At 57.8% G+C, this 7,536-nt stretch carries 4 protein-coding genes, 2 tRNA genes, 3 rRNA genes and 1 pseudogene; 4 read left to right on the forward strand and 6 right to left on the reverse strand.

Annotation, left to right across the window (positions count from 1 at the left end):
- The first annotated feature begins 141 nt into the window (after positions 1–141).
- The 3 genes from SYNGFB01_RS16435 to SYNGFB01_RS09345 are packed head-to-tail and all read left to right on the forward strand — an operon-like array spanning position 142 to position 1,140.
- On the forward strand, positions 142–519 hold the full coding sequence (locus SYNGFB01_RS16435) for an exodeoxyribonuclease VII large subunit (protein WP_072061601.1): 378 nt from the start codon (positions 142–144) through the stop codon (positions 517–519).
- Positions 449–751, forward strand: a complete 303-nt coding sequence (gene xseB / locus SYNGFB01_RS09340) for an exodeoxyribonuclease VII small subunit (protein WP_048017825.1) — start codon at positions 449–451, stop codon at positions 749–751. Before SYNGFB01_RS16435 ends, xseB begins: the two co-directional genes overlap by 71 nt.
- Complete coding sequence (locus SYNGFB01_RS09345; RefSeq protein ID WP_048017826.1) at positions 748–1,140, forward strand: DUF2834 domain-containing protein; 393 nt, start codon at positions 748–750, stop codon at positions 1,138–1,140. Before xseB ends, SYNGFB01_RS09345 begins: the two co-directional genes overlap by 4 nt.
- Positions 1,141–1,166: 26 nt before the next feature.
- Here the strand turns inward: SYNGFB01_RS09345 and SYNGFB01_RS09350 are convergent, their stop codons facing one another.
- The 6 genes from SYNGFB01_RS09350 to SYNGFB01_RS09375 all read right to left on the reverse strand — a co-directional run bounded on the left by SYNGFB01_RS09350 (position 1,167) and on the right by SYNGFB01_RS09375 (position 7,089).
- Positions 1,167–1,523 carry a hypothetical protein gene (locus SYNGFB01_RS09350; protein ID WP_048017827.1) on the reverse strand — a complete coding sequence of 119 codons (357 nt, stop codon included), beginning with the start codon at positions 1,521–1,523 and terminating at the stop codon, positions 1,167–1,169.
- Between the two features lie 172 nt (positions 1,524–1,695).
- Positions 1,696–1,810: ribosomal RNA gene (gene rrf / locus SYNGFB01_RS09355) — 5S ribosomal RNA — on the reverse strand.
- Between the two features lie 132 nt (positions 1,811–1,942).
- Positions 1,943–4,808: ribosomal RNA gene (locus SYNGFB01_RS09360) — 23S ribosomal RNA — on the reverse strand.
- Between the two features lie 423 nt (positions 4,809–5,231).
- Positions 5,232–5,304 (reverse strand) — tRNA-Ala (locus tag SYNGFB01_RS09365).
- 9 nt (positions 5,305–5,313) lie between these two features.
- Positions 5,314–5,387 (reverse strand) — tRNA-Ile (locus tag SYNGFB01_RS09370).
- A 220-nt stretch (positions 5,388–5,607) separates the two neighbouring features.
- Positions 5,608–7,089 (reverse strand): 16S ribosomal RNA (locus SYNGFB01_RS09375).
- Together the 16S, 23S and 5S rRNA genes with 2 tRNA genes alongside form the textbook arrangement of a ribosomal RNA operon.
- A gap of 309 nt (positions 7,090–7,398) precedes the next feature.
- Between SYNGFB01_RS09375 and SYNGFB01_RS16440 the strand changes: the two are divergent.
- A pseudogene (locus SYNGFB01_RS16440) lies at positions 7,399–7,536 on the forward strand (hypothetical protein); the annotation flags it as partial.

Raw genomic sequence — 7,536 nt, forward strand, 5'->3', positions numbered from 1 at the left:
ACGAGGACGACACCACCGTGGCAGACCTGGTGGCGGATTACAGAGCCGCCACACCCACGGCAGCCGTGGTGGCGCTGCTTTCCGGATCGACGCCTTGCCCAGGCGAACCTGACGCAACTGCGCAGACACCTGGGCCAGCTGGTGCTGCTGCGCCTGCAGAGCGAACGGCGGCAGGTCGAGCAATGCCGCGAGCTGCTGCAGCGTTGTCACCCCAGCCTGATTCTGGAACACCATCGGGAGCAGCTCCGTCAGGCCCGGCGCCTGCTTCGGGCCCTCTCGCCGAGCCATCTGCTCGAGCGCGGCTTCAGCCTGGTTCGTGACCGGCAGGGACAGTTGCTGCGTTCGGTCGCGGCAGTGAACAGCGACCAGGAGATCGTGGTGCAACTCGCGGATGGCGAACTGGATGCCAGGGTGGTTCGCATTCGTCCTGCCCCCCTTGACTGCCGCCATGGCCAAGGTGAACAGCGATCCCGCCGCCAAGACCGGAGCCGGAGGCCGCCGACGCCCCGCCGAGCCTGATCCCGTCGATGTTGCAGCCGATCTCAGCTACAGAGAGTCGCGCACAGCCCTGGATCTCACCCTCGCCGAGCTGCAGGCCAGCGATCTGGATGTGGAAGCGATGAGCGGGCTCTACCGCCGTGCCGAGGCCTATGCCAGGCGCTGCGAGCAGCTGCTGGATCAAGTCGAGCAGGACGTTGCTCTCTGGAGCAGCGACAATCCCGACGCAACACCGATCCCGTACGCACCATGACCACCTCAGCAGCGCCTGGGGGCCGGCCCGCTCGGGGGCTCCCGTGGTTGCAGTGGCTGTATCTGGCCCTGGCCATCGCCGGAGCGATCCTGCCCTGGCTCGCCAATGTCGAATTCATCCGCAGCAGCGGCCAGCCCTTTGACATGGGCCTGTTCATCGCGATGGCGAACGCCAATCCCGCCGCCAGGTCCCTGTCGCGGGATCTGGCCATCGGTGCCACCGCCGTGGTGATCTGGATGGTGCAGGAGAGCCGTCGCCTGCAGATGCGCGGACTCGGCTGGGTGCTGCTCAGCTGCGTCACCCTGGCGTTTGCCTGCGCGGCGCCTCTGTTTCTCTATCTTCGCGAACGGCGGTTGGCCGAACTGGAACAACTCCAGAACGATGCCTGATGCAGCCGGGGGGGTGTGCGGGCCGCTCAGTCCCGGTCATTCACCACTTCCACATCGATGGTCACGTCACGGGCGTCGATCTCAAGCCCGGCGGAGGGGACCTGACGATCAGCAGGGGAACTGGCCTGCTGCTCATAGGGGGAGCCGCAGGCAGGGCACTGGTCCAGACCGATTGCACTGAAGCCGCAGACAGCACAGGTGCGCATGCGCCGCTGCAGCACCTGCCAGGCGAGGAAGCCGGCGGCCCCGAGCAACAGGGGCAACAGCAGGATGGTGAGTGTGATGCCGCCAAGCACGTCGAGGAGCAGGCGGCCCGCTGGGATCGGTGCGAGCAGCAGCACCGCAGCGAGCACGATCCAGAACCAGGGGAGGGGACGTTGCATCACGCAGAGTCGGCGCCAAGGCCATCCTGCACCGGTGGTGAGCGGAGGTCCACCGGCGCCGGCCTCTGCCGACGCCAGCCAATAAAAAGCCACCCGAGCGGGTGGCTTCTTCGGCATCCGCCTGGATGCAGAATCATTAGGCGGTATGACGCATCGACAGAATGAAGATTTTACCTGGCATCGACCTATTTTCTCAGGGGCTGCCCCCAAATATCGTCGGCGCTGCAGCGTTTCACAGCCGAGTTCGAGATGGTTCGGAGTGGTTCCACTGCGCCATGGACACCAGGATAGTCGCTTCATCCCCAGGTGAACCCTGAGAACTGCATAGGTTAGGCCAATGATTTCTGATCGCTCAGCATCATCTCGCCCTCTGGAAATCAGCTGGCAACGGCATCGCCGCTGCTCTTAGAGCTCGAGTGTTGGTCAAGCCCTCGGTCTATTAGTACTCCTCCGCTTCACGCATTGCTGCGCTTCCACGTAGAGCCTATCAACGGGTGTTCTTCCCGTGACCTTACTGGCTTAAGCCATGGGAACACTCATCTTGAGGTGGGCTTCCCACTTAGATGCTTTCAGCGGTTATCCACTCCGCACATGGCTACCCAGCGTTTACCGTTGGCACGATAACTGGTACACCAGAGGTGCGTTCCTCCCGGTCCTCTCGTACTAGGGAGAAATCCTCTCAATGTTCCTGCGCGTGCACCGGATATGGACCGAACTGTCTCACGACGTTCTGAACCCAGCTCGCGTACCGCTTTAATGGGCGAACAGCCCAACCCTTGGGACCGACTTCAGCCCCAGGTTGCGATGAGCCGACATCGAGGTGCCAAACCTCCCGTCGATGTGAACTCTTGGGGGAGATCAGCCTGTTATCCCTAGAGTAACTTTTATCCGTTGAGCGACGGCCCTTCCACGCAGAACCGTCGGATCACTAAGGCCGACTTTCGTCCCTGTTCGACTTGTAGGTCTCACAGTCAAGCTCCCTTCTGCCTTTACACTCGTCGGCTGATTTCCAACCAGCCTGAGGGAACCTTTGCGCGCCTCCGTTACCTTTTAGGAGGCGACCGCCCCAGTCAAACTGCCCACCTGATACTGTCCGGCCCCCGGATAACGGGCGGCCGTTAGAACTCTAGCTCGGAAAGAGTGGTATCTCACCGTTGGCTCACCATCACCCGCAAGCAATGGATCAAAGCCTCCCACCTATCCTGCGCATTCCGAGCCCGAGCACAATACCAAGCTACAGTAAAGCTTCATAGGGTCTTTCTGTCCGGGTGCACGTAGTCCGCATCTTCACAGACAATTCTATTTCGCCGAGCCTCTCTCCGAGACAGCGCCCAGATCGTTACGCCTTTCGTGCGGGTCGGAACTTACCCGACAAGGAATTTCGCTACCTTAGGACCGTTATAGTTACGGCCGCCGTTCACCGGGGCTTCAGTCGCCAGCTTCGCTTACGCTGACCAGCTTCCTTAACCTTCCGGCACTGGGCAGGCGTCAGCCCCATACATCTCTTGCGACTTAGCGGAGACCTGTGTTTTGGTAAACAGTCGCCTGGGCCTCTTCACTGCGACCACCTTGCGGTGGCACCCCTTCTCCCGAAGTTACGGGGCCATTTTGCCGAGTTCCTTAGAGAGAGTTACCTCGCGCCCCTCGGTATTCTCTACCACCCTACCTGTGTCGGTTTCGGGTACAGGCAGTCATGCCTTAACGGGTATAGGGCTTTTCTTGGAAGCTTGACGTCACCCACTTCGCTGCCGTAGCAGCTCGCACTCACGCCTCAGCTCAAGCTGTTTTCGCCAGCTCTCAACGCCTCGAACGCTTGGACCAGTAACCAACATCTGGCTGGGCTAGCCTTCTCCGTCCCCTTCCCAAAACATGACCGGTACAGGAATGTTGACCTGTTGTCCATCGACTACGCCTTTCGGCCTCGCCTTAGGTCCTGACTAACCCTCCGTGGACGAGCCTGCCGGAGGAACCCTTAGGGTTTCGGGGCATGGGATTCTCACCCATGTTTCGCTACTCAAGCCGACATTCTCACTTCCATGCAGTCCACGCCCGCTTACGCTAACGCTTCACCCCACATGGACGCTCCCCTACCATTGATAAATCAATCCGCAGCTTCGGTACAACGCTTAGCCCCGTTCATTTTCGGCGCAGGATCGCTCGACCAGTGAGCTATTACGCACTCCTTTGAGGATGGCTGCTTCTAGGCAAACCTCCTGGTTGTCTGGGCAATCCCACCTCCTTTATCACTCAGCGTTGATTTGGGGACCTTAGCTGGCGGTCTGGGCTGTTTCCCTTTCGACCATGGAGCTTATCCCCCACAGTCTGACTGCCTTGCTACACACAGGGTATTCAGAGTTCGTCTCGATTTGGTACCGCTCTCGCAGCCCGCACCGAAACGGTGGCTTTACCCCCCTGCTGGAGCACAAGACGCTACGCCTCAACGTATTTCGGGGAGAACCAGCTAGCTCCGGGTTCGATTGGCATTTCACCCCTAACCACAGCTCATCCGCTGATTTTTCAACATCAGTCGGTTCGGACCTCCACTTGGTATCACCCAAGCTTCATCCTGGCCATGGTTAGATCACCCGGGTTCGGGTCTATAAACACTGACGATCGCCCTATTCAGACTCGCTTTCGCTGTGGCTCCACCATTCCCGGTTTAACCTGCCAGTGCCTATAAGTCGCCGGCTCATTCTTCAACAGGCACGCGGTCACCCGATCAGTCGGGCTCCCACTGCTTGTAAGCTCACGGTTTCATGTTCTGTTTCACTCCCCTCCCGGGGTTCTTTTTCACCTTTCCCTCGCGGTACTGTTGCGCTATCGGTCACACAGGAGTACTTAGCCTTACGAGGTGGTCCTCGCGGATTCACACGGAATTTCACGTGCTCCGTGCTACTCGGGATACAGCTAGGCCAACTTCATTTTCGAATACGGGGCTTTCACCCTCTGTGGCGCGCCATTCAAACGCTTCTTCTAAATCCGTTGGTCCACATTGCTGTCCCACAACCCCGATGGGCGAACCCATCGGTTTAGGCTGGTCCCCGTTCGCTCGCCGCTACTGAGGGAGTCGTTTTACTTTCCTTTCCTCCAGCTACTAAGATGTTTCAGTTCGCTGGGTTGGCTCGCACCGCCCTATGGATTCAGGCGGCCGTTCTAGGGGTTGCCCCATTCGGAAATTCCCGGATCAAAGCGTGTTTCCAGCTCCCGAGACTTATCGCAGGTAACCACGTCCTTCATCGCCTCTGTGTGCCAAGGTATCCACCATGAGCCCTTTGTAGCTTGACCAATGTATCTTCCCAGTGCTTCAGGCTGTTGAGGCCCATTCTCCAAGATTCACCTTGATTGCTCCTCACTGGCTTTTGGACCACTGATTGACAATCCGGTTTGAATGCCAGGATCAAACTCCCGATCTCGGCGGGATCAGAAGAACACTGGAAAGTCTCGGCTCTAAACTCAATAGAACGCCAGTTCTCACTGGACATCCATGAGATGCTTTCTTTCCAGACTCACCTATGCAGTTGTCAAGGTTCGCGCTGAACACAGACTCCGATCTCTCAGAGCCTTGAGTTCAGCATCCAATCAACCTGATCAGGAATGATTGGAGGCTGAAATCATCAGCTGCACTGATCTTGGTCATCCCAGTCGAAGTTCCTGGCGACGTCTCCGTCGCGTTCGACTTGAGGGTCTGGCAGTGCGCAGAGCGTGGCATGGAGGTTAGCGGACTCGAACCGCTGACATCCTGCTTGCAAAGCAGGCGCTCTACCAACTGAGCTAAACCCCCAAACACGAATGGGCCATCCTGGACTTGAACCAGGGACCTCACCCTTATCAGGGGTGCGCTCTAACCACCTGAGCTAATGCGCCGAGGAGTTCGACCTCTCAGTAACATCAAAAATCAGCCTTGATCAATTCAATCAAAGCCGACTTTCAACATCCCTTTGGGGTGACCTAGACGAAGTTTAGGAACTGAACCTGATCAGCCGCTAGAGCTGTCAGGCTGAGGTACCGATCGACCATCGAGATGACAGGACTTTGGTTTCATCACAATGTGGATGAAACATCAGAGTCAGTTGTTGTCTCCCTGTTAGGAGGTGATCCAGCCGCACCTTCCGGTACGGCTACCTTGTTACGACTTCACCCCAGTCATCAGCCCCACCTTCGACGTCCTCCTCCACAAGGGTTGGAGTAACGGCTTCGGGCGTGGCCAACTTCCATGGTGTGACGGGCGGTGTGTACAAGGCCCGGGAACGTATTCACCGCAGTATGCTGACCTGCGATTACTAGCGATTCCTCCTTCACGTAGCGAGTTGCAGCCTACGATCTGAACTGAGCCACGGTTTATGGGATTTGCTAGCTCTCGCGAGTTTGCTGCCCTTTGTCCGTAGCATTGTAGTACGTGTGTAGCCCAGGATGTAAGGGGCATGATGACTTGACGTCATCCACACCTTCCTCCGGTTTATCACCGGCGGTCTCTCTAGAGTGCCCAACTGAATGCTGGCAACTAAAGACGTGGGTTGCGCTCGTTGCGGGACTAACCCAACATCTCACGACACGAGCTGACGACAGCCATGCACCACCTGTCACTGCGCTCCCGAAGGCACCCCCCGATTTCTCAGGGGTTCGCAGGATGTCAAACCCTGGTAAGGTTCTTCGCGTTGCATCGAATTAAACCACATACTCCACCGCTTGTGCGGGCCCCCGTCAATTCCTTTGAGTTTCACACTTGCGTGCGTACTCCCCAGGCGGAACACTTAACGCGTTGGCTACGACACCGAGGGGGTCGATTCCCCGACACCTAGTGTTCATCGTTTACGGCCAGGACTACAGGGGTATCTAATCCCTTTCGCTCCCCTGGCTTTCGTCCATGAGCGTCAGTTATGGCCCAGCAGAGCGCCTTCGCCACTGGTGTTCTTCCCGATATCTACGCATTTCACCGCTACACCGGGAATTCCCTCTGCCCCTACCACACTCAAGCCTCACAGTTTCCATTGCCGAAATGGAGTTAAGCTCCACGCTTTGACAACAGACTTACGAGGCCGCCTGCGGACGCTTTACGCCCAATAATTCCGGATAACGCTTGCCACTCCCGTATTACCGCGGCTGCTGGCACGGAATTAGCCGTGGCTTATTCCTCAAGTACCGTCAGATCTTCTTCCTTGAGAAAAGAGGTTTACAGCCCAGAGGCCTTCATCCCTCACGCGGCGTTGCTCCGTCAGGCTTTCGCCCATTGCGGAAAATTCCCCACTGCTGCCTCCCGTAGGAGTCTGGGCCGTGTCTCAGTCCCAGTGTGGCTGATCATCCTCTCAGACCAGCTACTGATCGACGCCTTGGTAGGCTCTTACCCCACCAACTAGCTAATCAGACGCGAGCTCATCCTCAGGCGAAATTCATTTCACCTCTCGGCATATGGGGTATTAGCGGCCGTTTCCAGCCGTTATCCCCCTCCTGAGGGCAGATTCTCACGCGTTACTCACCCGTCCGCCACTAACCCGAAGGTTCGTTCGACTTGCATGTGTTAAGCACGCCGCCAGCGTTCATCCTGAGCCAGGATCAAACTCTCCGTTGTAGGTCAGATCCTCTTGATCAACCTGAATCAAACTCTCGCTCAACTCAAGCCGCTCTCAATCTGACTTGCTCGTCACCCACAGTCTCAAGCCTCTCGGCTCTCCCTGCAGTTGGAGCCTCCTTCCTCTGACAGAAGGGTTCAAAGAGTGCACTGAATTCAAAATCTTCCGATTTCTCCTCCCTTGTCTCTCCCAGATCTCAGATCCGGTCGCGATCAGGTTCCCGCCAGCTCGTTTCAGCAGCTCGCCTCGTGAGAAGGCTCACCGCTCTCGCTCGCAGTTCCCCGTCGCTTGTTTGTTTTGACGGGACCTCACACCCTCACTTCGGCGTGCCGATGGGCTATGGCGGGCCACATGCGGCCTTCATGTCCTGCAAGGATGATTACAAGCGGTCGATGCCCGGGCGGATCGTCGGGGTGTCCATCGACTCGCGCGGGAACAAGGCCTAT

It is taken from the genome of Synechococcus sp. GFB01, assembly GCF_001039265.1.
Classification (GTDB): domain Bacteria; phylum Cyanobacteriota; class Cyanobacteriia; order PCC-6307; family Cyanobiaceae; genus NIES-981.